21 protein-coding genes and 1 tRNA gene are annotated in these 20,395 nt (G+C 65.2%); 6 read left to right on the top strand and 16 right to left on the bottom strand.

What is annotated here, in order from left to right; genetic code table 11:
• Positions 1–6: 6 nt before the first annotated feature.
• Complete coding sequence (locus tag ACNFJ7_RS04060) at positions 7–2,217, top strand: fused MFS/spermidine synthase (RefSeq protein WP_019369970.1); 2,211 nt, start codon at positions 7–9, stop codon at positions 2,215–2,217.
• Here the strand turns inward: ACNFJ7_RS04060 and ACNFJ7_RS04065 are convergent.
• Positions 2,214–2,711, bottom strand: a complete 498-nt coding sequence (locus ACNFJ7_RS04065) for a hypothetical protein (RefSeq protein ID WP_019369969.1) — start codon at positions 2,709–2,711, stop codon at positions 2,214–2,216. The two genes, ACNFJ7_RS04060 and ACNFJ7_RS04065, sit on opposite strands and share 4 nt — an antisense overlap.
• A gap of 83 nt (positions 2,712–2,794) precedes the next feature.
• Between ACNFJ7_RS04065 and ACNFJ7_RS04070 the strand changes: the two genes are divergently transcribed.
• Positions 2,795–2,871: transfer RNA gene (locus tag ACNFJ7_RS04070), tRNA-Arg, on the top strand.
• Between the two features lie 50 nt (positions 2,872–2,921).
• On the opposite strand, the gene ACNFJ7_RS04075 is transcribed toward ACNFJ7_RS04070, so the two are convergent.
• Genes ACNFJ7_RS04075 through ACNFJ7_RS04095 form a run of 5 tightly spaced genes read right to left on the bottom strand, consistent with a single transcriptional unit; the run spans position 2,922 to position 7,598 of the window.
• Positions 2,922–3,134, bottom strand: coding sequence for a hypothetical protein (locus ACNFJ7_RS04075; RefSeq protein WP_019369968.1), 213 nt, complete (start codon positions 3,132–3,134; stop codon positions 2,922–2,924).
• Between the two features lie 52 nt (positions 3,135–3,186).
• On the bottom strand, positions 3,187–4,440 hold the full coding sequence (locus tag ACNFJ7_RS04080) for an N-succinylarginine dihydrolase (protein WP_037513695.1): 1,254 nt from the start codon (positions 4,438–4,440) through the stop codon (positions 3,187–3,189).
• Positions 4,440–5,450, bottom strand: a complete 1,011-nt coding sequence (locus ACNFJ7_RS04085) for an arginine N-succinyltransferase (protein ID WP_019369966.1) — start codon at positions 5,448–5,450, stop codon at positions 4,440–4,442. The genes ACNFJ7_RS04080 and ACNFJ7_RS04085 overlap by 1 nt, the downstream gene beginning before the upstream one ends.
• Positions 5,447–6,655: a hydrolase gene (locus ACNFJ7_RS04090; RefSeq protein WP_026009209.1), complete on the bottom strand. Its 1,209-nt coding sequence runs from the start codon at positions 6,653–6,655 to the stop codon at positions 5,447–5,449. The genes ACNFJ7_RS04085 and ACNFJ7_RS04090 overlap by 4 nt, the downstream gene beginning before the upstream one ends.
• Positions 6,656–6,710: 55 nt before the next feature.
• Positions 6,711–7,598 carry a DUF481 domain-containing protein gene (locus tag ACNFJ7_RS04095; RefSeq protein ID WP_019369964.1) on the bottom strand — a complete coding sequence of 296 codons (888 nt, stop codon included), beginning with the start codon at positions 7,596–7,598 and terminating at the stop codon, positions 6,711–6,713.
• 165 nt (positions 7,599–7,763) lie between these two features.
• On the opposite strand from ACNFJ7_RS04095, the gene ACNFJ7_RS04100 reads away from it, so the two are divergent.
• Positions 7,764–8,483: an SDR family NAD(P)-dependent oxidoreductase gene (locus ACNFJ7_RS04100; protein ID WP_019369963.1), complete on the top strand. Its 720-nt coding sequence runs from the start codon at positions 7,764–7,766 to the stop codon at positions 8,481–8,483.
• Here the strand turns inward: ACNFJ7_RS04100 and ACNFJ7_RS04105 are convergent.
• The 4 genes from ACNFJ7_RS04105 to folE all read right to left on the bottom strand — a co-directional run bounded on the left by ACNFJ7_RS04105 (position 8,477) and on the right by folE (position 11,793).
• The gene (locus ACNFJ7_RS04105; protein WP_019369962.1) at positions 8,477–9,811 is read right to left on the bottom strand and encodes an ABC1 kinase family protein; all 1,335 of its coding nucleotides are present in this window, start codon (positions 9,809–9,811) and stop codon (positions 8,477–8,479) included. The two genes, ACNFJ7_RS04100 and ACNFJ7_RS04105, sit on opposite strands and share 7 nt — an antisense overlap.
• Complete coding sequence (locus ACNFJ7_RS04110) at positions 9,801–10,106, bottom strand: DCC1-like thiol-disulfide oxidoreductase family protein (protein WP_236704562.1); 306 nt, start codon at positions 10,104–10,106, stop codon at positions 9,801–9,803. Before ACNFJ7_RS04110 ends, ACNFJ7_RS04105 begins: the two co-directional genes overlap by 11 nt.
• A gap of 112 nt (positions 10,107–10,218) precedes the next feature.
• Positions 10,219–11,166 (bottom strand): NAD(P)/FAD-dependent oxidoreductase, encoded by a 948-nt coding sequence (locus tag ACNFJ7_RS04115; protein ID WP_019369960.1) that lies wholly within the window; start codon positions 11,164–11,166, stop codon positions 10,219–10,221.
• A gap of 12 nt (positions 11,167–11,178) precedes the next feature.
• The gene (folE, locus tag ACNFJ7_RS04120; protein WP_019369959.1) at positions 11,179–11,793 is read right to left on the bottom strand and encodes a GTP cyclohydrolase I FolE; all 615 of its coding nucleotides are present in this window, start codon (positions 11,791–11,793) and stop codon (positions 11,179–11,181) included.
• A 142-nt stretch (positions 11,794–11,935) separates the two neighbouring features.
• On the opposite strand from folE, the gene ACNFJ7_RS04125 reads away from it, so the two are divergent.
• Positions 11,936–12,523: a helix-turn-helix domain-containing protein gene (locus ACNFJ7_RS04125; RefSeq protein WP_019369958.1), complete on the top strand. Its 588-nt coding sequence runs from the start codon at positions 11,936–11,938 to the stop codon at positions 12,521–12,523.
• An 89-nt stretch (positions 12,524–12,612) separates the two neighbouring features.
• Here the strand turns inward: ACNFJ7_RS04125 and ACNFJ7_RS04130 are convergent, their stop codons facing one another.
• A complete protein-coding gene (locus ACNFJ7_RS04130; protein ID WP_019369957.1) occupies positions 12,613–12,837 on the bottom strand; it encodes a hypothetical protein in 225 nt (74 codons plus the stop codon).
• 150 nt (positions 12,838–12,987) lie between these two features.
• Positions 12,988–14,361: a M20/M25/M40 family metallo-hydrolase gene (locus tag ACNFJ7_RS04135; protein ID WP_026009207.1), complete on the bottom strand. Its 1,374-nt coding sequence runs from the start codon at positions 14,359–14,361 to the stop codon at positions 12,988–12,990.
• A 150-nt stretch (positions 14,362–14,511) separates the two neighbouring features.
• On the opposite strand from ACNFJ7_RS04135, the gene ettA reads away from it, so the two are divergent.
• A complete protein-coding gene (gene ettA / locus ACNFJ7_RS04140) occupies positions 14,512–16,191 on the top strand; it encodes an energy-dependent translational throttle protein EttA (RefSeq protein ID WP_026009206.1) in 1,680 nt (559 codons plus the stop codon).
• Positions 16,192–16,259: 68 nt separating this feature from the next.
• On the opposite strand, the gene ACNFJ7_RS04145 is transcribed toward ettA, so the two are convergent.
• From ACNFJ7_RS04145 to ACNFJ7_RS04160, 4 genes are all read right to left on the bottom strand, one after another.
• On the bottom strand, positions 16,260–16,490 hold the full coding sequence (locus ACNFJ7_RS04145; protein ID WP_019369954.1) for a hypothetical protein: 231 nt from the start codon (positions 16,488–16,490) through the stop codon (positions 16,260–16,262).
• Positions 16,491–16,539: 49 nt separating this feature from the next.
• Positions 16,540–16,818 carry an acylphosphatase gene (locus tag ACNFJ7_RS04150; RefSeq protein ID WP_019369953.1) on the bottom strand — a complete coding sequence of 93 codons (279 nt, stop codon included), beginning with the start codon at positions 16,816–16,818 and terminating at the stop codon, positions 16,540–16,542.
• A 115-nt stretch (positions 16,819–16,933) separates the two neighbouring features.
• Positions 16,934–17,413 carry a transcription elongation factor GreB gene (gene greB / locus ACNFJ7_RS04155; RefSeq protein WP_019369952.1) on the bottom strand — a complete coding sequence of 160 codons (480 nt, stop codon included), beginning with the start codon at positions 17,411–17,413 and terminating at the stop codon, positions 16,934–16,936.
• Positions 17,414–17,427: 14 nt separating this feature from the next.
• A complete protein-coding gene (locus tag ACNFJ7_RS04160; protein ID WP_019369951.1) occupies positions 17,428–19,419 on the bottom strand; it encodes a lytic transglycosylase domain-containing protein in 1,992 nt (663 codons plus the stop codon).
• 71 nt (positions 19,420–19,490) lie between these two features.
• On the opposite strand from ACNFJ7_RS04160, the gene dapA reads away from it, so the two are divergent.
• Positions 19,491–20,372 carry a 4-hydroxy-tetrahydrodipicolinate synthase gene (gene dapA, locus ACNFJ7_RS04165; RefSeq protein ID WP_019369950.1) on the top strand — a complete coding sequence of 294 codons (882 nt, stop codon included), beginning with the start codon at positions 19,491–19,493 and terminating at the stop codon, positions 20,370–20,372.
• Positions 20,373–20,395: the final 23 nt, after the last annotated feature.

Below are 20,395 nucleotides of genomic sequence, written 5' to 3' on the forward strand. Positions count from 1 at the left end.
AGTGACATGCGCGGTCGGGCCAGCGGACGGCTGGTGCCGTTCGCATTCGTCGTCACGATCCTGACGAGTTCGTTCCTGCTGTTCCTGGTGCAGCCGCTGATCGCACGCATGGCACTGCCGCGGCTGGGCGGGGCGCCTGCGGTGTGGAACTCGGCGATGCTCGTTTATCAGGGCCTCCTGCTGGGCGGCTATGGCTATGCGCATCTGCTCCGCCGCCTGTCGCCGCGCACGCAGGCGGGCGTGCACCTGGCGCTACTGGTAGCGGCCATGGCCTGGCTCCCGATCGGGCTGGCGTCATTCACGCTTCCGGCCGATGCCGAGCCGGCCCTGTGGGTACCCTGGCTGCTGGTCGCCTCGATCGGACCGCTGTTCCTTGCTGTGTCGGCGCAGGCACCGCTGCTCCAGCGCTGGTTCAGTCTCTCCACCCATGGGCGAGACCCCTATGCCCTGTACGCCGCGTCCAACATCGGCAGCTTCGTCGGTTTGCTCGCCTATCCCTTGCTGGTCGAGCCGTTCCTGAGCGTGGGCGACCAGCGGCTGTTGTGGAGCGGCGGATATGGCGTACTGGTGCTGCTCGTCGGGCTGTGCGCTCTGCAACTGCCGCGCGGCGGCGGCGAATCCGCGGGAAGGCATGTCAGCCCGAAGCCCGCATTGGGCCTGTGCGCGCGATGGATCCTGCTCGCGCTCGTTCCATCCGGCCTGATGCTCGCGACCACGACCTTCCTTACCACCGACATCGTGGCGGTGCCCTTGCTGTGGGTGCTGCCGCTGGGCGTGTACCTTTTGAGCTTCACCGTTGCTTTCCGCGACTCTCCGCTGATCAAGGAACTCTCCGGCAAACTGATGCCGGTGCTGCTGCTGATGTTCGGGGCGACGCTGATCGCCGGCAATCACAACCTGGCGTATTTGAACGCGCTCATCGGCTTGCTCCTGCTGCTGGCCGTGTCGGTGGCCTGCCACGCACGCCTCTATGCTCTGCGGCCCGCACCGGATCGGCTGACGGGCTTTTACCTCGCCATGGCATTTGGCGGGATGCTGGGCGGCGTCTTCGCGGGGCTGCTCGCCCCGCTGCTGTTCGACTGGACCTATGAATATCCACTGCTGATTCTGGCGGCGGCTGCGCTGGTGCCGCAGCAGCCTTTGATCGGCCCGCTGGTGGACTTATGGCGCGGGCGGCACCAGCGATCATTCCTGCTCGCCTTCTCCCTGGCCGTGCTGCTGCTTGTGCTGTGGGGGCTGCGGCCCGGACCCTGGGGAACGCTGCAGGAGCAGACGGCCTTCGCACTGATCGCCGCGCTAGGCCTCGCGGCGGTGGGATCGCGGCGACCCTATCTGATCGCGCTGGCGGCAGGGCTGTTCCTTTTCGGTGGCTATAGCGCGATCGACACCACCCTTCGAGGCAATCGCACGCGCAGCTATTTCGGCGTTTACACCGTGGGCGATGCGCAGGATGCGCGCCGGCTGGCGCATGGCACGACGCTGCACGGCATCCAGCTGAAGGGGGCAGGCGCACTCCACCCCACGACCTATTACCAGCCCGGGTCCGGCGTCGGCGCTGCCTTGGAAGCGGCACCCCTGCTGTTCGGTGATCAGGCGCGGATCGGCGTGGTCGGCCTCGGCACCGGCACGCTCGCCTGTTATGCACGGCCCGGTCAGGACTGGCGTTTTTTCGAAATCGACCCGACGGTCGTCCGCATCGCGCGGGATTCGGGCTGGTTCTCCTTCCTGCGCGGCTGTACTCCGGATGCTCCGGTCATCATCGGGGACGCCCGGCTGCGGCTGGCGCAGAGTGTGCCGGCGAGCCTGGACCTCCTGGTACTCGACGCCTTCTCGTCCGATGCCGTTCCGATGCACCTGCTGACGCGCGAGGCCTTTGCCGGCTACGGGCGAGTGGTGGCGCGGAACGGGATATTGCTCGTTCATATTTCTAACCGCTTCCTGGTCCTTGCGCCGATCGTGGCGGCGTCGGCATCGGCCAGCGGCTGGCAGGGGCTGCGGATGGTCCATTCGCCCAGCGCGCTGGAACGCGAGGAGGAGGGTGCTATATCCGATTGGATCGCGCTCAGCCGCAATCCGGAGATGCTGGCAGCGCTGCGTGGGCGAAATCCCGAATGGCGGCCGCTGCCGGTGCCGGCAGATCGTACAGGCTGGAGTGACGATTATGCCTCGCTTGTGCGCGCAATGCGGATGTTCAATCGCGAGGAGGAGAGTGATTAGCCGCCGTTGATTGCGGCTTCCAATGCCTGCGCCTGCGCCTCCTGCGCCGCCACTCGTTCCCCAGCGCGTGCGATTGCCGCATTCAACGCCGGATAGGGCACCATCCCGGCTGCGCCCCGATCGATCGCGAGCTTGTCCAGATCCGCCAGCGCCACGCTCGCCCTGGCATGCAGGCTGTCGAGTGCGCTCAGCGCCGCCTGCGCATCAAGCCAGGCAGAGGATCCGGAAGCGGAACCCTTGGCGCGTGCAACCTTGGTCTCCGCATCCCGCGCGGCAGCGGCGAAGTCGCGATCCGCAGTCTCGATCGTGTTCACCAGCGCGGCGACCTGCGAATCGAGCTCCGCATCGGCACCGGCTACGGGCACCGGACGTTCGGGTTCGATGAAGCCGGCATTTTCCGACGTCCGCGGCAGCAGCGAGGGGTAGCGGGTGCCGGACTGTCCGCAGCCGGCAAGGAACACCGCGGATGCCGCGAGAAGGGAAAGCGATCGCATGGCCCTGCCATATGCCCGTGGAAAACTTGGCGCAACGGGGTTGCACTCCGTGCGGACCGTCGATAAAGGCACGCCTCCACCACGCGCCCGTAGCTCAGCTGGATAGAGCATCAGACTACGAATCTGAGGGTCGGACGTTCGAATCGTTCCGGGCGCGCCATTACCCCCGCCAGAGCATCGCTCGGCGGGGGTTTGTGTTTCTGGCGCCGATCAGGCGCTGTGCTCCAGGCTGTCGAGAATATGGCCGCCGGCCATCATCACGGCGAGTGCGCAGGCTCCGAACAGGAGCTTGCCCGCAGCGCCGGGATAAGCCGCCAAATAATGAGTTCCGCGCTCGACCGCGCCGTTCGCCAAGCCGAAGATGACGAGGAACGCCTCGAACTTCGATTTGATGATGAATAGGCGGCCTATACGGTGCAACATGCCCGGTGGGGTACCAAAGACGGCACGCAACCGGCAACGCCGCACGCGCGGATCAACTGTCCCTTAAATCGACAATTTCCAGCGCTTCCAGCAGCGCCCGTCGCGCCGCTTCGATTTGCGCAATCAGCGCAGGCTGGGCAAGCAAGGTGGGATCGATCGCCTCCGGCCAATAGCCCTCGACAATCGCTGCGATCCGATCGAGGCGAGCGGAATCGACCAGAAAGCGGGGGTCGATCGCCGCAGGATCGGCCACCACTCGTAGTCGCAGACAGGCCGGGCCGCCGCCATTGGCCATGGATTCGCGGACGTCGACCACCTCGATCTGGCGGATCGGGCCATTGCCGGCGACATGCGCCTGCAACCAGGTCCAGACGCTAGGCGTATCCCTTGCTTCGCTCGGCACGATCAGCGCCGTGGCGCCGCCGGGCAGCGACACCAGCTGGGCGTTGAACAGATAGGAGCGGATCGCATCTGCCAGGCTGACGGCGGCCTCCGGCACCTCAACGATTTCCACCTCCGGCAGGATGGTGCGGAGCCGCGTGTAGAAGCGATCCTTGTCGGCAAAGGCCCTTTCGTGCGCGAACAGCACCCGGCCATTTGCGACGGCAACCACATCGTTGTGAAAGGCTCCCGCCGCAATCGCTTCTTCCGACTGCTGTACGAACAGGGTGCGTTCGGGATCGAGAAGATGGCGTCGTGCGATTGCCGCGCTGGCATCGGGATGCTGCCGGGCAGGGAAGGGGCCGCCGGCGATCCCATAGACGAAGACCTCTACACCTGGCGCATCGTGCCGCGGGGCGAGCCGCATGTGATTGGCCGCCCCCTCGTCGCCGAAGGGCGGCGGCACGGGTGGGTGGACGGCGAAGACGGGCGCGGCGAAGGCGAGGCGAAGCTGGGCCAACGTCTCGGGCCATTCGTGGCTACGATGGGGCAGCGTGGCAAGGTTGGCGACCGTCAGATGGCAGCGCCCGTCCGCCGTGTCTGGCGCCGGCGAGACGGTGGCTGCATTGGCTGCCCACATCGGCGAGGCTGACAGCGCCTGTGCCTGGCTGTGCGGCGGCGCGTGCGAATAGGTGAGGCCGAGCTGGGCGAGCCAGCGATGGTCGGGACGGGCATGCGGCAGCAGGATTCCTTGTGGCAACCCTAGCGCCAGGTTTTTCCGCATCTTGGCGATGCCCTGCAGCGCGGCGGCACGGGGATGCGAGATCTGCCCGCGATTGCTGGTGGCGGCGAGGTTGCCCGGGCTGAGCCCCGCATAATTGTGACTGGGACCGACAATGCCGTCGAAGTTGATTTCGGTGATCATCAGCGCTCGATCCACAAGATGCTGTCGCCAGGCCCGACGGCGAGCGCGCCCGCGGCGGTAGCATCGATCGTCACCCCGCCCTCGACTTCGCGCACCTGCGCCAGCGCGGCGTGAAAGTCGGCCAGCCGACCCGTCGCTGCCAGCGCCGGTTCGCCATCGGAACCGAGCGCGACGATGGTAGCGCGGCGGGCGTCTCGGATGGTCCTCACCTGATCGGTGCGCGCCGTCATAGTGGGGCCGCCATCGAAGATGTCGACATAGTTCTCGAAAGCAAACCCCTCATTTTCAAGCATTCTCATCGCGGCACGACCCGAGGGGTGCGGCAGGCCGATCACCGATCGTGCGCTTTCCGGTAGCATCGCCGTGTAGACGGGGTGTTTGGGCATCAGGTCGGCGATGAACTGGTTGCCGTGCGTCGCGTTGAATTCGTCTGCCTGCTGGAAATTCATTCCGAAGAAGCGGCCGGCCACACCGTCCCAGAAGGGCGAACCGCCCGCCTCGTCGATCACGCCGCGCAACTCGGCGAGGATGCGATCGGCGAAACGCGCGCGGTGTTGGGCGATGAACAGGTAGCGGCTGCGGGCGAGTAGCAGCCCCAGCCCGCCGGCGCGCTCGCCAGGGTGCAGGAACAGCCCGCCCACTTCGGTGCAGCCCTCCAGATCGTTGACTAGGCTGAGGATTTCCGCGCGGAAGGTACGCTTCAGTTCCTGGCTGTGCTTGGTGACGGTGCCGATGCGATAGCTGTAGAACGGCCAATGCTGGCCCACGCGGGTGAAGATCTGGCAGGTGCCCCGCACCTCGCTTGTCTCGACATTCTCGAGAATGAGCACGAACAGATCGTCGGCATCGGTATCGTCGGCGCGCGCCAGTGCCGCATGGCTGCGTTCGAGCTTGGCGCGCAGGGCGGGCTTGTCAGGTGGTAAATTTGTGAAACCACCGCCAGTTAGCTTTGCCATTTCATACAAATGTTGAAGATCTTCATCGCGGGCGACGCGAATGCGAAAGGTCATGGATGGCCCCGTTCAACAAGACGCAGGATCGTGAGGGCGGACAGCGCGGCGCGCTCCGCCAGGCTTTCGGGGATCAGAAATTCGTCGCCCGAGTGGATCGCGCCGCCGCGCACTCCCATGGTATCCACCACCGGCACGCCGCAGGCGGCGATGTTGTTGCCATCGCAGACGCCGCCGGTGGTCTTCCACGCCACCGGGATCCCAAGATCGGCACCCGCCTGTCGGACCAAGGCAAACAGCCGGTCCGCGCCTGCATCGATCGGCTTCGGCGGCCGGTTGAAGCTGCCATGCAGTTGGATCGTAACACCGTGCGCAGCGGTGACGGCGGCGATCGCGTCGTCCAGCGCGGCGTGTGCGCGGGCGATCGCAGACGCGTCGCCGGGACGGAAATTGACGCGCAGGATTGCGAGATCAGGCACCACATTGTTCGGCCCGCCGCCGTCGATCCGGGCAGGATTGACCGCGAGACCGGGCCTACCCGCCTCCGAGAGGTGCAATGCGAGCGCCGCGGCGGCGACGATCGCGTTGCGGCCGTCCTCCGGATTGCGGCCTGCATGGGCGCTGCGCCCGCGCACGACGAGCGAGAAGTTACCCGTGCCGCCGCGCGCGCCGGCCAACGTGCCGTCGGGCAAAGCCGGCTCGTAAGTGAGAGCCGCGACTTTGCCACGCGCGGCTTCGGCGATCAGGCGTCGCGAAGAAAGCGAGCCGGTTTCCTCGTCCGAATTGATGACAACGGTGTAGCCCAGCCGGGCGGCGGGCGGGCTCCGCTCGATGCTTTCCAGGGCCGCGAGCAGCAGCGAGAGGCCACCCTTCATGTCGGCGGCGCCGGGAGCGTTGAGGGTGCCGTCGGCCTGCCAACGGCCGTGCTGGAAGGGGTGGTCGATGCCAAACACGGTATCCATGTGGCCGGTGAACAGCAGTTGCACCGGGGCCTCTGGACGCACGACCAGCTGAAGATGGTCGCCATGGTCAAGCGACTGCACGCTGCCGTCGGCGTTCACGGTGTCCACCGGGTCGGCTGGCAACAGCGCCAGCGCGCCGGGCAGCGCGGAAAAGGCATCCGCCAGCGCGGCGGCCATGGCCTTGAGCCCGGGAAGATTGCGGGTGCCGCTGTTAATGGCGGCCCATGCCTCGGTTCTGGCGAGCATCGGAGCTGCCTGCGCCCTCTCAATGGCCGCCCGTTCGGTTGCGGAAAGCTCATGCATGGCGTCGGTGGTAGCCCGGAAGCGGGGGGCTGAACACCCCCCCGGTATCCCGCAATCAGAAGTCGACGACGAGCGCCGCCCGACTTGTCGTGTCGGTACTCAGCCGCCCAAGCGGTGGTGCGCTTTCATATTGGACGGTGTAGCTGAACTGCGCGGAAAGTGGCCCGATCAGCCGCGCGAGCAGCGCCGATTTGGTAGAGACGGTGCTGTTGTCCTTTTCCAGATAGGCCGATGCCGTCTGGGTAACCGACATGCCGCGCGACAGCCGCCATGCGAAATCGAGTGACCCGCGCGCGGCGATGTTATTTTCCGTCGGCGCGCCGATGAACCGCGTGTAACGATAGGCGGGGCCGAGTTCGACATCGAGTTTGATCGCGGAAGTCTTCACCGCCGAATAGCCGGCGCCGCTCGAGATCGACACACGATCGCTGAAGCCGGAGAAGCGATCGCTTTCATACTGCGCCGCGCCGTACAGATAGGCGCGGCTGTCGAACTTCCAATTTGGCTCATAGGCGAAGACATAGCGTTCGCGCGTGGTGAAGCCCAAGCTTTCCTGGTAATCGGCTTGCGCGCGCACCTTGTGGCGCCATTCGATCCCTTCGCGCTTGACCTCGGCGACAGCGGTGACCCCGATATTTTGGGAATTGCCGGTGGTCACATAGCCGCCGAGTTCGACATGACCCTTGACGAGATCGAGGAACGTGGCCTCACGCAGCGCCTGCTGAGCGACTTCGCGGCGCTTGCCCCGCCATTCGTTGGCGATGCGGGCTACGAGCGGTGCGCTCGCCGGATCCGCCACGCGGGCATATTTGACGATCACCGAGACATCGGCTTCGTTGCCCGTGCTCATTGCCGCATCGAGCATCGCCTTGATTGCCGACGGGATCGTCGGATCATCAGCATTAGCGAGCAACAAGGGGACGGCAAACAACAAAGCGCGCATGACGTTTGTCCTAGACAGACATTTCGGGCGCAAAAAGGGCATTGCCTCCAGCTCGCATGCCAGACGGGATGAGTTGTGCCGGCGAATGGCTGCAAACGGCCGCCGGGACAGATTGCCTAAAATCGGTGTGAAGCCGAGAGGACAGGGCAGCTAGGGAGAAGCATCATGGGTCTGCGTGCGGCGGTGCTCGGAGCATCAGGCGGGATCGGCGCGGCGTTGGTGGCGCAGCTTGCCACCGATCCGGCAATCGAGCGCGTCTATGCTGGCAGCCGCCGGGGCGGTACCGCTGGAGGGCCTGTCCAGCCATTCCGGTTCGACCTGCGCGATGCGGGCAGTATCGCCGCGGCGGCGACGCAGATCGGCAAAGAAGGCGCGGTCGATCTGGTATTCGTCGCCACGGGCATGTTGCATCGGGCGGGCGGACCAGCGCCGGAGAAGAGTTTCCGCGCCATTGACGGAGCCGCGATGGCCGAGCTGTTCCAGGTGAACGCCATCGGACCGGCGGTCATAGCACGCCACTTTCTACCGCTGCTGGCGCGGGACCGACGCGCGGTGTTCGCCGCCCTGTCTGCGCGCGTGGGCTCGATCGCGGACAACCGATTGGGGGGCTGGCATAGCTACAGGGCGTCAAAGGCGGCGCTCAACATGCTGATCGCTAATTTCGCGATCGAACTCCGCCGCACCCATCCGCAAGCTATCGTCGCGGCGCTGCATCCCGGGACGGTTGACACCGGCCTGTCCGCCCCCTTTCAGCGCGGCGTGCCCGTCGCGCGGCTGTTTTCGCCCGAAACCAGCGCGCGGCATTTGCGGAAGGTGCTGGACGCGCTTCGTCCGGAAGATTCGGGCGGCCTGTTCGCCTGGGACGGCGAGCGTCTTCCTTATTGAAGATCGACCCGTTTCTGCACGAGCGCGCGCAGTTGAACTCGCGCCTTCAGACGTGCCGCGAGCAGCGCCATGCCACTGATCTTGCGCTGCACGAAAAGCGTTTCCGCCGGCGGAATGTGCCAGACGGCGCGGTCCTCGACCATCGTCATGCCTTCGCCTCGCACAGCCTGGAGAAAGTTCCGATCGGCGAAATCGAACGTCTCGGCGCGATCGGTCTGCTGGAGGATTAGCTCAATCATGCGATTGATCACCTGCGGATGGCGCTCCAACGCCGCCGGGCTGAAGAAGCCCAAGGCAAGTGCCGCGGTCCGCACGCCTGCGCTGTCGCTGTTCATTCCTGCTCTCAGGAGGTCTCGATAACCCTCAGCAAGGTTGAGTGAAACGGGTATCGCGGCGCCGAAATCCAGAAGTACCAGCCTCCCGCTTTCCGGCTGGTATCGATAATTGGCGAAATTCGGATCGGTCTGGATGAAGGCAAAGTCGAACAATTCCTGCAGAACCAGATCGATCAGTGCTTCCGTTACGCGGTCGCGCGCGTCCTGCGGCGCGTTTTCCAGCGTTTCGATCGGGCGCGCAGCGATATAGTCCATCGCCAGAACGTTGCCGGTGGAAAGCTCGGTAACTGGCCGAGGGACTAGGTAGCGATCGTCGCCCGACAGATGATCGGCATAGCGAGTCATCATCGCAGCCTCGCGCGCATAATCGGCCTCGTCATGGAGCTGGCGCTTGGCCTCGCCGAGCAGAGGGGCGATCTCGAGCCCCTTGGGCAGCAGTCCAGAGAGACGGAGGAGCGTTGCGACATTGTCGACGTCGGCGTCGATGCTCTGTCGGACGCCCGGATATTGCACCTTGATCGCCAACATCCGGCCATCCGGCAGCCGGGCGCGGTGCACCTGGCCGATTGAGGCAGCGGCAATCGGCTGGGCCTCGAAAAGCGCAAAGCGCCGCCGCCAATCGGCGCCCCATTCGCGGGCCAGCACCTGTTGCAGCTGGGCAGGCGGCATATGGTGCGCGCGATCGCGCAGACGAGCGAGGATTTGGGTGAGCTCGTCCGGCAGCACGTCTCCCGCGTCGAGCGAGATCATCTGGCCCAGCTTCATCGCTGCGCCGCGCAGCTGCGCCAGCTGCTCGGCGGCCCGGGCGGCGTTGCCGGGGGTGAGCACGAGGTCGCGTAGATGCGGGCGTTGGCCAGATGCGAGGCGCTTGGCGCCTTCCGTCAGCACATTGCCGGCGACACTGCCGGCAAGCCGCCCCATCACGCTCAGCCGCGAAAGCCTGCCCTTGGGGACGGCACGTGCGCGGCCCTCGCTCGATCGATCATCGGCCATGTCGCTCCCTTTCCCGCAGCAGGCGCTGCAACCTTGGCCGAACGCGCAGAAAGGCGCGATAGAACCGTTCGAGCAGCCAGGTCATGCCGGGGGCTTGCGCAGCGAGGCCCAGCGGCCGAAACAGCGGGATTGCCCGCCACATCGCAGCGAAGGCGGCCGCTCCATGGAAGAAGCGTCCGTGCGCGTCGCTGACATGGAAGCGGGCGAGCAGATCGCCGCGATTGATCGGGCAGGCGACGGACTCGTCACCGACGTCCACGAAGCAGAGGCGGCCACGCCGGTCCAGCCGACGCATTGCCGCGATCTCGCGCACACAAAGCGGGCATCCGCCATCGTACCAGACCGTGAGCAGCTCCGCTTCCGACACCGAGCCGGTACTCCTTCGCTACCGCGCGTTTCGGCCGAGGTCAGGCAGCGGCTGCGGCAGCGCCGATCAACGCTCCGAGCCGATGGCCCGACAGCCAGGCAAATTCAACGCGCGGACCCTGCAACCAATCTCCGCACGCGCCCAGCCGCAGCTGTTCGTTCCACAAAGCGCCCATATCGGCACCCGGCGTCATCGCGAAGCGCCAGCGATGGCTGGCGATATAGCGAACCGCAGGTGCGGGCCGCTCGGCCCGGGAGAGCAGGGCGTCGAGCAAGGCAGTACCCACTGCTTCGGCGGAATCCTCCAAGTGCTGGGCAGACCAGGATCCATGTGCTTGCACGACCCAGGTCTCTCCACCATCGCGCCCCGGTTTCGCCCCGTCCCTGGCTGCCCAACCGATAATGCCCTGTTGGCGGATGCAATCGGCAGCAAGGGGGAGACGCCCCTCGAAGGCGATCATCGTCGTCCAGCAGGGCTGGGAGCGCGCCGCCATTGCATAGCCCGCCATCTGCAGATCATGCGCTCCCAGAAAGGCGGCCGCCTGCTCGGCGGGTAGAGCGACGATCGCCGCATCATAGGGGCCGTGTTCACCTTCTTGCAGGCGAAGACGCCATCCTTGTGCGCTCCGCGTCAGTGCCATGGCGTGATGTCCGAAATGAACCGCGTGCGCCGCAGCCATGTGACGCACCGGCGCGTTCATGGCCGGCGTCCCGACCCACGCATCTTCTCCGGCGGCGCGCCAGGGGCTGGCGACGCCGCTCGCCTGCCAGGCATTTACCTGGCGTCGGAACCGTTCATCGCGCACGGTGAAGTACTGGGCGCCATGATCGAACTGAAGCTTCTCTGCCCCCAACTCCACCCGACGGGTGGACATGCGCCCGCCCGGACCACGCCCTTTGTCGAACAGTGTTACCTGATGGCCCGCCGCGTGCAAAGAGTCGGCGGCTGCGAGTCCCGCAATTCCGGCGCCAAGGATAACGATGTTCATCGCGGCAGCCGCTCAATAACCCATGAGGGAGAACAGCTCGGCACGGCTGCTCTTGTCTTCCAGAAAGCATCCGAGCAGGCGGCTTGTGACCATGCCGACGCCGGGCGTCTTCACGCCGCGGCCGGTCATGCAGCCATGTTGCGCCTCGATCACCACCGCCACGCCGCTCGGCTGGAGATGGTCCCAGATCGCCTGCGCCACTTCGGCCGTCAGGCGTTCCTGGATCTGCAACCTGCGGGCATAGCCGTGCAGAACCCGTGCGAGCTTGGAAATCCCGACGACTCTGTTCGTGGGAAGATAGGCGATCGATGCCTTGCCGGTGATCGGCGCAAGATGATGTTCGCAATGCGAATGAAACGGGATGTCCTTCAGTAGCACGATTTCGTCATAGCCCGCCACCTCTTCGAAGGTGCGGGCAAGGTGCATACCCGGATCTTCTTCATATCCCTGGCAATATTCCTGCCACGCCTTCGCATAGCGTAAGGGCGTATCGCGCAAGCCTTCGCGATCAGGGTCTTCACCCACCCAGCGCAGGAGCGTTCGAACCGCTTCCTGCACTTCGTCCGGCACCAATTCGGCGCTTTGATCCAGGTCGACCCCTTCTATATCATTGCAGAAGAAGTTCATTGGGCCTACCTTTCGTTACACCGGCAATGATCTGGGGAGCCGGCATCAAGCATCCTCCTGATGAGGAACCGGGCAGAAACCCGGAACATGGACAAAAGGGTATGCGATTGCGCGCTACCGTTACGATGCAGAAGGCCGAACGATGCCCCTTACGGATATGATCGCAGGCAGTGCTGTGGCTGCAGTGCTGAGCGACCCGAAGCTGCCGGACAATCCCATCATCGACTGCAACGACGCGTTCATTGCGTTGACCGGCTATCGTCGCGAAGAAATCATCGGCAGGAACTGCCGCTTCCTCTCAGGCGACAAGACTGAACCCTGGCTTAGCGATGCGCTGAGCGCCGGCGTTCGGGAAAAGCGGCCGGTGATGGTCGAGATCCTGAACTACAAGAAGAACGGCACGCCGTTTCGCAACGCCGTGCTAGTGGCGCCGATCTTCGGCGAGGATGGCGAACTGGAATATTTCCTCGGCTCGCAAATGGAGGTCGAGAGCCCCGCCGAGGGAACGGCGCATCGCGCCACGGTGGCACGGGACAAGATCGACGCCTTGTCCCCACGCCAGCGCGCCGTGCTGATCGCCATGGCCGCCGGCAAGCTGAACAAGCAGATTGCCTATGACCTTGGCCTGACAGAGCGGACCATCAAGATGCACCGCGCCGCGATGTTCCGGGCGCTGGGCGTCCGCACGGCGGCAGACGCCGTCCGCATGGCGATCGAAGCGGGCTATTAGGTTCCCCAGTTGGCGTGGCGGTACGAGAAAGGGCGCGTCCTCCGGGGAGAACGCGCCCTTCTCCGAGTACCCTGCGCGCTAACGCTGCGTCAGTTGCTATTTCCACCCATAGCGTCAGCGCCCGTGCTGTTGCTGGCATTGCCAATCATCGCCTCTGCCTCCGCATTGGCGGCATTGTCCGACCCATCCTGATAGATCATCGCGTTGGCTTCGGGCGAATAATTCGAGCTGTCCGCCACATTGCTCTCGCCGCCGCCGCACGCCGCCAGCGGCATGAGCGCGACTGCCGCTGCCATCAGGCGAAGCTTGGTCATCGGGGTGCTCCCATTCTACTCAATTCATTTCGCAGGCGACCCGATCGAGCGCCAAGCCCGATGCATGGGCCGGGCCACCCGGCCCGTCAATTGAAAATGTGTTCGGCCATCGCGGCTTGGCCATGATCTCGCCCCATTTTGGCGCGGCGATCAGTGGCCCGCTTTAACCGGACCGATGTCCTCGGGTGCGTTGGCAGCGATGGCGAGCATTGCAGCCCACGCTGCAACATTCTGACGCAGCTGCTCCGGGTCGATCTTGTCGAGCGTGTCGTCAGGTGTGTGGTGCAGGTCGAAATATCGGGTTCCCGATTGTGTCATGCCGATCGTGCCGACACCGCTGCGCAGGATCGGTTCCACATCCGTGCCGCCATGGGCAGTGTCGCGCCCGCGCTCGATGCCGATCGGATAAAGCGCGGTTTCGAGCCGGTCGGCGATACCCTTGGCGCTCTCGGGAAGGTTCGTCTCAAACTTCCACACGCGATCCGCGCCGAAGTCGGACTCCATCGCCAGCACGTGCCGTTCGCCAGCATGCGCCTTGGCGTAAGCTTCGCCGCCGAACCCGCCGACTTCCTCCGCGCCAAACCAGACGACGCGAATCGTGCGGCGGGGCTGGCCGAGCTTGGCGGCGTGGAGCGCGGCGGCCGTGGTGATCGCCACGCCTGCGCCGTCGTCGATCGCGCCGGTTCCGAGATCCCAGCTGTCGAGATGGCCGCCGACGACGATGATACCGGCCGCGGGATCGCTGCCGGGAATGTCGGCGATGACGTTGCCCGACTCCGCCTCGCCCTTGAACTGCGGCGTGACCGACAGGCGCAGCCTCACCGGGCCGCGCTTGACCAGCCGCACGAGCTGCTCGGCATCCGGCAGCGAAAGCGCGGCGGCCCCGATCGGCGGGACGTCCTTGCCCCACGTGGTGACGCCGGTGTGCGGATTGCGGTGGTGGTCGGTGCCGATCGATCGGATCAGCACGGCCGCCGCCCCCTTGCTTGCCGCGATGCTGGGCCCGGCGCGACGGACCGCGCCATAATAGCCGTATTGCGAGCCGTCCTGGGTTGGCACCATCGCATGATCGATAAAGGCGATCTTGCCCTTCAGGCTGCCCGCCGGCGCCGCCTGGAGATCGGCGACCGAAGCGAAATAGACGACTTCGGCCTCAAGCGGCTGAGCGCCGGTGGAACCGGAATAGCCGAGCGCCGTGATCGCCAGCTTCTGGGCCGAAGCGCCGAGGACTTCCGCCGTTTCCACGCCTCGCACCCACACCGGCATACGGTACGTCTCGACGTGCACGTTCTTGAAGCCTAGCGCGGTGAGCTTCTGCAGGGCCCACGTTCGGGCGCGCGCTTCTGCTTCCGTGGCGGCGAGGCGCTGGCCGACTTCGGTGGTAAGGCCTTCGACAACATCCCAGGCAATGTCGTCCTTCATCGCAGCATTGCGCACGCTCGCCACCTGGGCGGCGGTCTGGGCCAAGGCGGGGAGGGGCAGGGCGAGCGCGGCAGCGGCCGCGAGCAGCAAGCGATTGGTCATGCTGCAGATGCTAACCAGCGCGAGGCCGATTGCAATGGGATTGCAGCGCCGCCCCGCGACCATCGCGTCGCGTTGCCAACGCTCCGTCGGATCGCTACATGCCCCGGGTCTTTCCAGCATCCAGAATTCTCGCAACGGAGATACGCCACCGTGGCAGCGCAATACGCCTTCGTCATGAAGGACATGACCAAAACCTTCCCCGGCGCCCCCAAGCCGGTGCTCAACAACATCAACCTGCAATTCTATCAGGGCGCCAAGATCGGCATCGTCGGTCCGAACGGCGCGGGTAAGTCGACGCTCATGAAGATCATGGCGGGCATCGACAAGGATTTCGCCGGCGAGGCATGGCCGGGCGAGAACATCACCGTCGGCTATCTGCCGCAGGAGCCGCAGCTCGATCCCAGCAAGAACGTGCTCGAGAACGTCAAGGACGGCGCGCGCGAAGTGGCGGACATGGTCGATCGTTTCAACGCCATTTCGGCCGAGATGGGCGATCCCAAGGACGACACCGATTTCGACGCGCTGATGGAGGAGATGGGCGATCTCCAGGCCAAGATCGACGCGGTCGACGGCTGGACGCTCGACAACCAGCTCGAAGTCGCGATGGAAGCGCTGCGCTGCCCGCCGTCGGACTGGCCGGTCGAGAATCTGTCGGGCGGTGAAAAGCGCCGCATCGCGCTGACCCGCCTGCTGATCCAGAAGCCGTCGATCCTGCTGCTTGACGAGCCGACCAACCACCTCGACGCCGAAAGCGTCAACTGGCTGGAGAACCACCTCAAGGAATATGCTGGCGCGGTGCTGATGATCACCCACGATCGCTACTTCCTCGACAATGTCGTGGACTGGATCCTCGAGATCGATCGCGGCAAGTATTTCCCGTACGAAGGCAACTACTCGACCTATCTCGAGAAGAAGGCCAAGCGCCTCGAGCAGGAAGACCGCGAGGCCACCGGCCGCCAGAAGGCGATCAAGGACGAGCTCGAATGGATCCGGCAGGGCGCCAAAGCCCGCCAGACCAAGTCGAAGGCGCGTATCGCCAAGTTCGAGCAACTGGTCGCCAGCCAGGAAAACCGCACGCCGGGCAAGGCCCAGATCGTCATTCAGGTGCCCGAGCGCCTGGGCGGCAAGGTGATCGAGGCCAAGAACATCTCCAAGGCGTACGGCGACAAGCTGCTGTTCGAGAACCTCTCGTTCATGCTGCCGCCGGGCGGCATCGTCGGCGTGATCGGGCCGAACGGCGCCGGCAAGTCGACGCTGTTCAAGATCATCACCGGCCAGGAAACCCCCGACTCGGGCGATATCGAGATCGGCTCGACCGTGCGCCTCGGCTATGTCGACCAGAGCCGCGATCACCTCGACGACAGCAAGAACGTCTGGGAGGAAATCTCTGACGGGCTCGACTATATGAAAATCAACGGCCACGACCAGTCGACGCGTGCCTATGTCGGCGCGTTCAACTTCAAGGGCCAGGATCAGCAGAAGAACGTCGGCAAGCTGTCGGGCGGTGAGCGCAACCGCGTCAATATCGCCAAGATGCTGAAGCGCGGCGGCAACGTGCTGCTGCTCGACGAACCGACCAACGACCTCGACGTGGAAACGCTGGGTGCGCTGGAAGAGGCGATCGAGAATTTCGCGGGCTGCGCCGTGGTGATCAGCCACGATCGCTTCTTCCTCGATCGTCTCGCCACCCACATCCTCGCCTTCGAGGGCAACAGCCATGTCGAATGGTTCGAGGGCAATTTCGAAGCCTATGAGGAAGACAAGCGCCGCCGTCTGGGCGACGCCGCCGATCGTCCCACCGCGCTGGCCTACAAGAAGCTGACGCGCTGAGCCGCTTCAGCCGCCTCGCCTAACGAAAAGGGCCTCTTCGCTGGTGCGAAGAGGCCCTTTTTTGTGGATCAGTCGCGGGGGCGATCGCGTGGCCGGCTCTGATCATGGTCGATCGCGTCCTGCTTGCGCACGCGCTGGCTGCCGTTCGGCGCATCTACTGAGTCCAGCTCGGCATTGCTGGCGACGTCACGCCCGAGATTGCCGCCGCTAGCGCCGGAGAAGGATGGCGCTTCGGTCGCATTTTCAAGGAGATCACGATCGTCATGATCGCGGGCGGTTTCAGTGCGGGGATTTTCCATTGGCGTTCTCCTGCGCCATCAACCGGTCGTCAGCCGCTCCCGTTCCCGATCAGGCGGTGAAGCGTTTGGTGAAGCCCTTGTGCTGCTTTTCTTCGGGCACCACCTCGCTGTCGACATGCTCGACGCGCGCAAGCGGCGGTCCTTCGCGGCACGTTTCCAGCAACAGGCTCAGCGCGGCCTCTTCCCCGGCAGCGAGGATCTCGACGCGACCGTCCTTCAGATTGCGGACCCATCCGGTCAACCCGCTGCGCTGTGCGGTCCGCACCACCCAGTCGCGATAGCCGACCCCCTGTACCCGTCCCGAAACAAGAATTCGCTGCTGCGCCATACGCTCCCTTTACACGCACCCGGCGATCGGGGCTCGCTCCATCTGTAGCAGTCCGGGACAAATCGGAAGCGGGGCGTACGCACGGTCCGCCGCAACTACGGCAGCCCCCGGCGCGTCATGGGTAGGTGATGGCGATCACTTCATATTCGCGTTCGCCTGCCGGCAGTTGCACGCGGCGCAGATCGCCGATGCGGGCACCGCGCAGCGCGCGGGCGAGGGGAGCATTCCACCCGATCAAGCCCTTGCCGGCATCGGCCTCGTCATCGCCGACCAGGGTAAGGGTGCGGTGATGGTCGTCTTCGTCGGCGATCGTCACACAGGCGCCGAAGAACACGCCGCTACGATCTTCCTGGCGGCTGGGATCGACGACCTTGGCCGCCTTCATGCGCTTCGCCAGAAAGCCCAGCCGCCGATCGATCTCCCGCAGACGCTTGCGGCCATAGATATAGTCGCCATTCTCCGAACGATCGCCATTGCCTGCTGCCCAGGCGATGGTGTCGACGAGCTTCGGGCGTTCCTCTCCGAAGAGCTGGTCATATTCGGCCTTGAGTGCCGCATAGCCTGCAGGCGTGATGTAGTTCGGGCGATCGTTCATCGCCGCCCGCGCTATCAGCCCGGGCGGTTCTTGCCCAGATACCAGCTGAGATTGGCGACGCCCTGGCTCCGTGCATAGGAGGGGTGCATCAGATCGTAGACCACGGCATTTTCGAGCACGCGTTGGACATAGTTCTTCGTCTCGAAGATCGGGATCTCCTCGATCCACCGCACCACGTCGCCGCCGGGCAGCCGCGGGTCGCCATAGGCGGCGATCCACTTGTTCACATTGCCGGGTCCAGCATTATAGGCTGCCACCGCGAGCGGATAGCTGCCGCCGTAATAGCGAAGCATCCGCTGGAAATAGCTGGAGCCGAGCTGGATGTTGTAGTCAGTATCGGCGTTGAGCGCACCGGCATCATAGCCCAGGCCGAGCTTGCCTGCCGTTTCGCGCGCGGTGCCCGGCATTAACTGCATCAAGCCGCGCGCGCCGGCTCGGCTCACGGCGTCGCGATTAAACTGGCTTTCCTGGCGGGCAATGGCGTGGATGATCGTCCAATAGTCGCGCTGCCCCTCCGGCACTTTCACGGAAGGATAGCCGGCAGCGCTATAGTCTGAGAGGCCGTTCTGAAGGGCACTGCGGCCGACCATCACGCCCAGATCGGGTCGTCCCAGCGTGCGGCTGAGATCGGCCGCAAGCAGATGATCGTCTTCGGTCGTCGCATCCTCGGCGATCTTGCGGAGGAACAGGCTTTGATCGGTTCGGTTGCCCATCGCCCCCAGCAATTGGGCCGCGCGGACGATCTCGCGTCGATAAAAGGCCTCCCGAGCGGCGGGCGTGGCGGTCTTGCCGCTCAGGTCGCGTGGGCCGCGCAGCGCCTGGCCCATGCGTTCGACGGCGAGCTGGCCATAAAAGAGATCGGGGAAGCCGGCGGCGCGCGCGTAGAACGACTTCGCCAGCGCCTGATTGCCCGTCGCTTCCGCCGCACGACCAGCCCAGTACATGCCTTTGGACTGAGTCTGCGGCGTCTTCGATCCGCGGCCATAGCGATCGAACATGCCGATCGCGTCACTGGCACGGCCCAGATTGTAGAGTGCCAAGGTGCCGGCAAGCCAGGTCAGGCTGGTATAATCGTCGCGCACGCCCAGCGACAGGTCGCTGACGTCGGTGCCGCGGGGCAGCGCATCGTCCACTTGCGAGGCTATGCGAAAGGCAAGGTCATATTGCCCGTCCATCGCCGCTCCGCGCGCGGCCGACAGCAGCACCTCGTAGAACTTCTCGGCATCGCCGGGATAGCCGGACATGCGCCGGGGCTGGGCGAGATAGGCGCGCATCGCGGGCGACTGGCCGGTCTCGCGCAGCCAGCGGGCACGGTCTGCGATATAGCCGGGATCGCTCTGTCCGCGAGAGTCGACAAGCGCCGTCTTGGTCGCGACGTCGGCGCTGTTGGTCCGAAAGGCGATACGCGCCTCGAACACCGCGCGCCGATCGGGGGAAGTATAGGGCAACTGCCGGGTGGCGATGCTCGTCGACCCCTGCCACAGCAGCATATCTTCGCGGGCATCGTGATCGGTGGGGCGCAGTGCCGCGCCGAAGCCTGCCAGCAGGCGGCTCTCGTCGCTCACGCGCAGGATCCCCGCGCGCCACGCTCGGCGGGCCTGGTCCTCGGCTTCGGCGCGGCGGCCGGTGGCGGCGAGTGCTTCGGCATAGCGCAGCCTGCCGGCCGGCGTGATCGGCGGCAACCGGGTGAAGAACCGGACGGCGAGATCGGGCGTACTCGCTCCGCTGTCCAAGATCGTCTCGGCGGCGGCGCGGCGCCCCTTTTCGCCGGGCCATCCGGGATGCGCCAGCAGGAAATTGGCATAGTCCGAGAACGGGAAATTATCCGACTGTTGCAGCCGCTGCCATTCTACCAGCGCCGTACCCACCGGATCATATTGGGCCTGAGCCTCGGGCATGAGCCCGCCTGTCAGCGCCGCCAGCATCGCAGGCGACACCTGCGAGGAGGCGGCCAGTCCCGAAATCCCGGCGAACAACAACGCGCCTTTGATTACCGTGCCGACCATGCTGGACATGATAGGACATCGCACCGTATCTGCCACCCTGTTTCGATAGAAAAAGAGGATGATTTCGCGCGATGTTTTCAGGATCGATCCCTGCGCTGGTGACGCCGTTCCGAAACGGCGCGTTTGCGGAGGAGGATTTCCGCGCGCTCGTCGAATGGCAGATCACCGAGGGTTCCGCCGCTTTGGTACCGTGCGGCACGACCGGCGAAGCGGCGACCATGCCCAAGGACGAGCATTTTCACATCGTGCGGGTCTGCGCCGATCAGGCTAAAGGCCGGGTGAAGATCCTGGCTGGCGCGGGTTCGAACGACACCCGGGTCGCGATTGAGAATGTTCACGCTGCGGCCGATGCTGGCGCCGATGCAGCGCTGATGGTGCCGCCTTATTACAATCGCCCCAGCCAGGAGGGCATTTTCCGCCACTTCGCCGCCGTAGCGGAAGCGACGGATCTGCCGATCGTGCTGTACAATGTGCCGGGCCGCACCGTCACCGATATCCAGCCCGCCACCATGGCGCGGATCGTCGAGGCGTATCCGGAGCGGTTTGTAGGCGTGAAGGACGCAACGGGCAATCTCAGCCGCGTGTCCGAGCAGCGGGCCGGCTGCGGTGCGGGCTTCGTGCAGCTTTCGGGCAATGACGAAACCGCGCTCGCCTTCAACGCAATGGGCGGAACGGGGTGCGTATCCGTCACCGCCAATGTCGCGCCCAAGCTGTGCGCGGCATTCCAGGCTGCCTGGGCGGCGGGGGACACCGCCAAGGCGCTGGAACTACACGATCGCCTTTATCCGCTGCACATCGCGATGTTCACCGATGCGTCTCCGGGGCCTGTGAAATATGCCATGGGCCGGGTGCGCCCGGGCTTCCCGCAGGAACTGCGCCTGCCGATGACCGAAGCCGGGGAGGCGAGCCGCACGGCCGTGGATGCGGCGCTGGAATTCGCCGGGCTGGGCTGACGATCGGATCGGGGCGCCAACAA

Origin of the sequence: Sphingomonas sp. HT-1, from assembly GCF_048568905.1 — a bacterium.
GTDB lineage: Bacteria > Pseudomonadota > Alphaproteobacteria > Sphingomonadales > Sphingomonadaceae > Sphingomonas.

What these genes read in the sequence shown, in the direction of transcription:
- ACNFJ7_RS04080 (WP_037513695.1), bottom strand. Translation starts at nt 4,440, where the DNA reads ATGATCACCGAAATCAACTTCGACGGCATTGTCGGTCCCAGTCACAAT.
- ACNFJ7_RS04065 (WP_019369969.1), bottom strand. Translation starts at nt 2,711, where the DNA reads ATGCGATCGCTTTCCCTTCTCGCGGCATCCGCGGTGTTCCTTGCCGGC.
- ACNFJ7_RS04075 (WP_019369968.1), bottom strand. Translation starts at nt 3,134, where the DNA reads ATGTTGCACCGTATAGGCCGCCTATTCATCATCAAATCGAAGTTCGAG.
- ACNFJ7_RS04085 (WP_019369966.1), bottom strand. Translation starts at nt 5,450, where the DNA reads ATGACCTTTCGCATTCGCGTCGCCCGCGATGAAGATCTTCAACATTTG.
- greB (WP_019369952.1), bottom strand. Translation starts at nt 17,413, where the DNA reads ATGAACGATCGCCCGAACTACATCACGCCTGCAGGCTATGCGGCACTC.
- ACNFJ7_RS04110 (WP_236704562.1), bottom strand. Translation starts at nt 10,106, where the DNA reads ATGCGTCGGCTGGACCGGCGTGGCCGCCTCTGCTTCGTGGACGTCGGT.
- ACNFJ7_RS04115 (WP_019369960.1), bottom strand. Translation starts at nt 11,166, where the DNA reads ATGAACATCGTTATCCTTGGCGCCGGAATTGCGGGACTCGCAGCCGCC.
- ACNFJ7_RS04090 (WP_026009209.1), bottom strand. Translation starts at nt 6,655, where the DNA reads ATGCATGAGCTTTCCGCAACCGAACGGGCGGCCATTGAGAGGGCGCAG.
- ACNFJ7_RS04135 (WP_026009207.1), bottom strand. Translation starts at nt 14,361, where the DNA reads ATGACCAATCGCTTGCTGCTCGCGGCCGCTGCCGCGCTCGCCCTGCCC.
- dapA (WP_019369950.1), top strand. Translation starts at nt 19,491, where the DNA reads ATGTTTTCAGGATCGATCCCTGCGCTGGTGACGCCGTTCCGAAACGGC.
- ACNFJ7_RS04125 (WP_019369958.1), top strand. Translation starts at nt 11,936, where the DNA reads ATGCCCCTTACGGATATGATCGCAGGCAGTGCTGTGGCTGCAGTGCTG.
- ACNFJ7_RS04160 (WP_019369951.1), bottom strand. Translation starts at nt 19,419, where the DNA reads ATGGTCGGCACGGTAATCAAAGGCGCGTTGTTGTTCGCCGGGATTTCG.
- folE (WP_019369959.1), bottom strand. Translation starts at nt 11,793, where the DNA reads ATGAACTTCTTCTGCAATGATATAGAAGGGGTCGACCTGGATCAAAGC.
- ACNFJ7_RS04095 (WP_019369964.1), bottom strand. Translation starts at nt 7,598, where the DNA reads ATGCGCGCTTTGTTGTTTGCCGTCCCCTTGTTGCTCGCTAATGCTGAT.
- ACNFJ7_RS04100 (WP_019369963.1), top strand. Translation starts at nt 7,764, where the DNA reads ATGGGTCTGCGTGCGGCGGTGCTCGGAGCATCAGGCGGGATCGGCGCG.
- ACNFJ7_RS04150 (WP_019369953.1), bottom strand. Translation starts at nt 16,818, where the DNA reads ATGGCGCAGCAGCGAATTCTTGTTTCGGGACGGGTACAGGGGGTCGGC.
- ACNFJ7_RS04130 (WP_019369957.1), bottom strand. Translation starts at nt 12,837, where the DNA reads ATGACCAAGCTTCGCCTGATGGCAGCGGCAGTCGCGCTCATGCCGCTG.
- ACNFJ7_RS04060 (WP_019369970.1), top strand. Translation starts at nt 7, where the DNA reads ATGCGCGGTCGGGCCAGCGGACGGCTGGTGCCGTTCGCATTCGTCGTC.
- ACNFJ7_RS04145 (WP_019369954.1), bottom strand. Translation starts at nt 16,490, where the DNA reads ATGGAAAATCCCCGCACTGAAACCGCCCGCGATCATGACGATCGTGAT.
- ACNFJ7_RS04105 (WP_019369962.1), bottom strand. Translation starts at nt 9,811, where the DNA reads ATGGCCGATGATCGATCGAGCGAGGGCCGCGCACGTGCCGTCCCCAAG.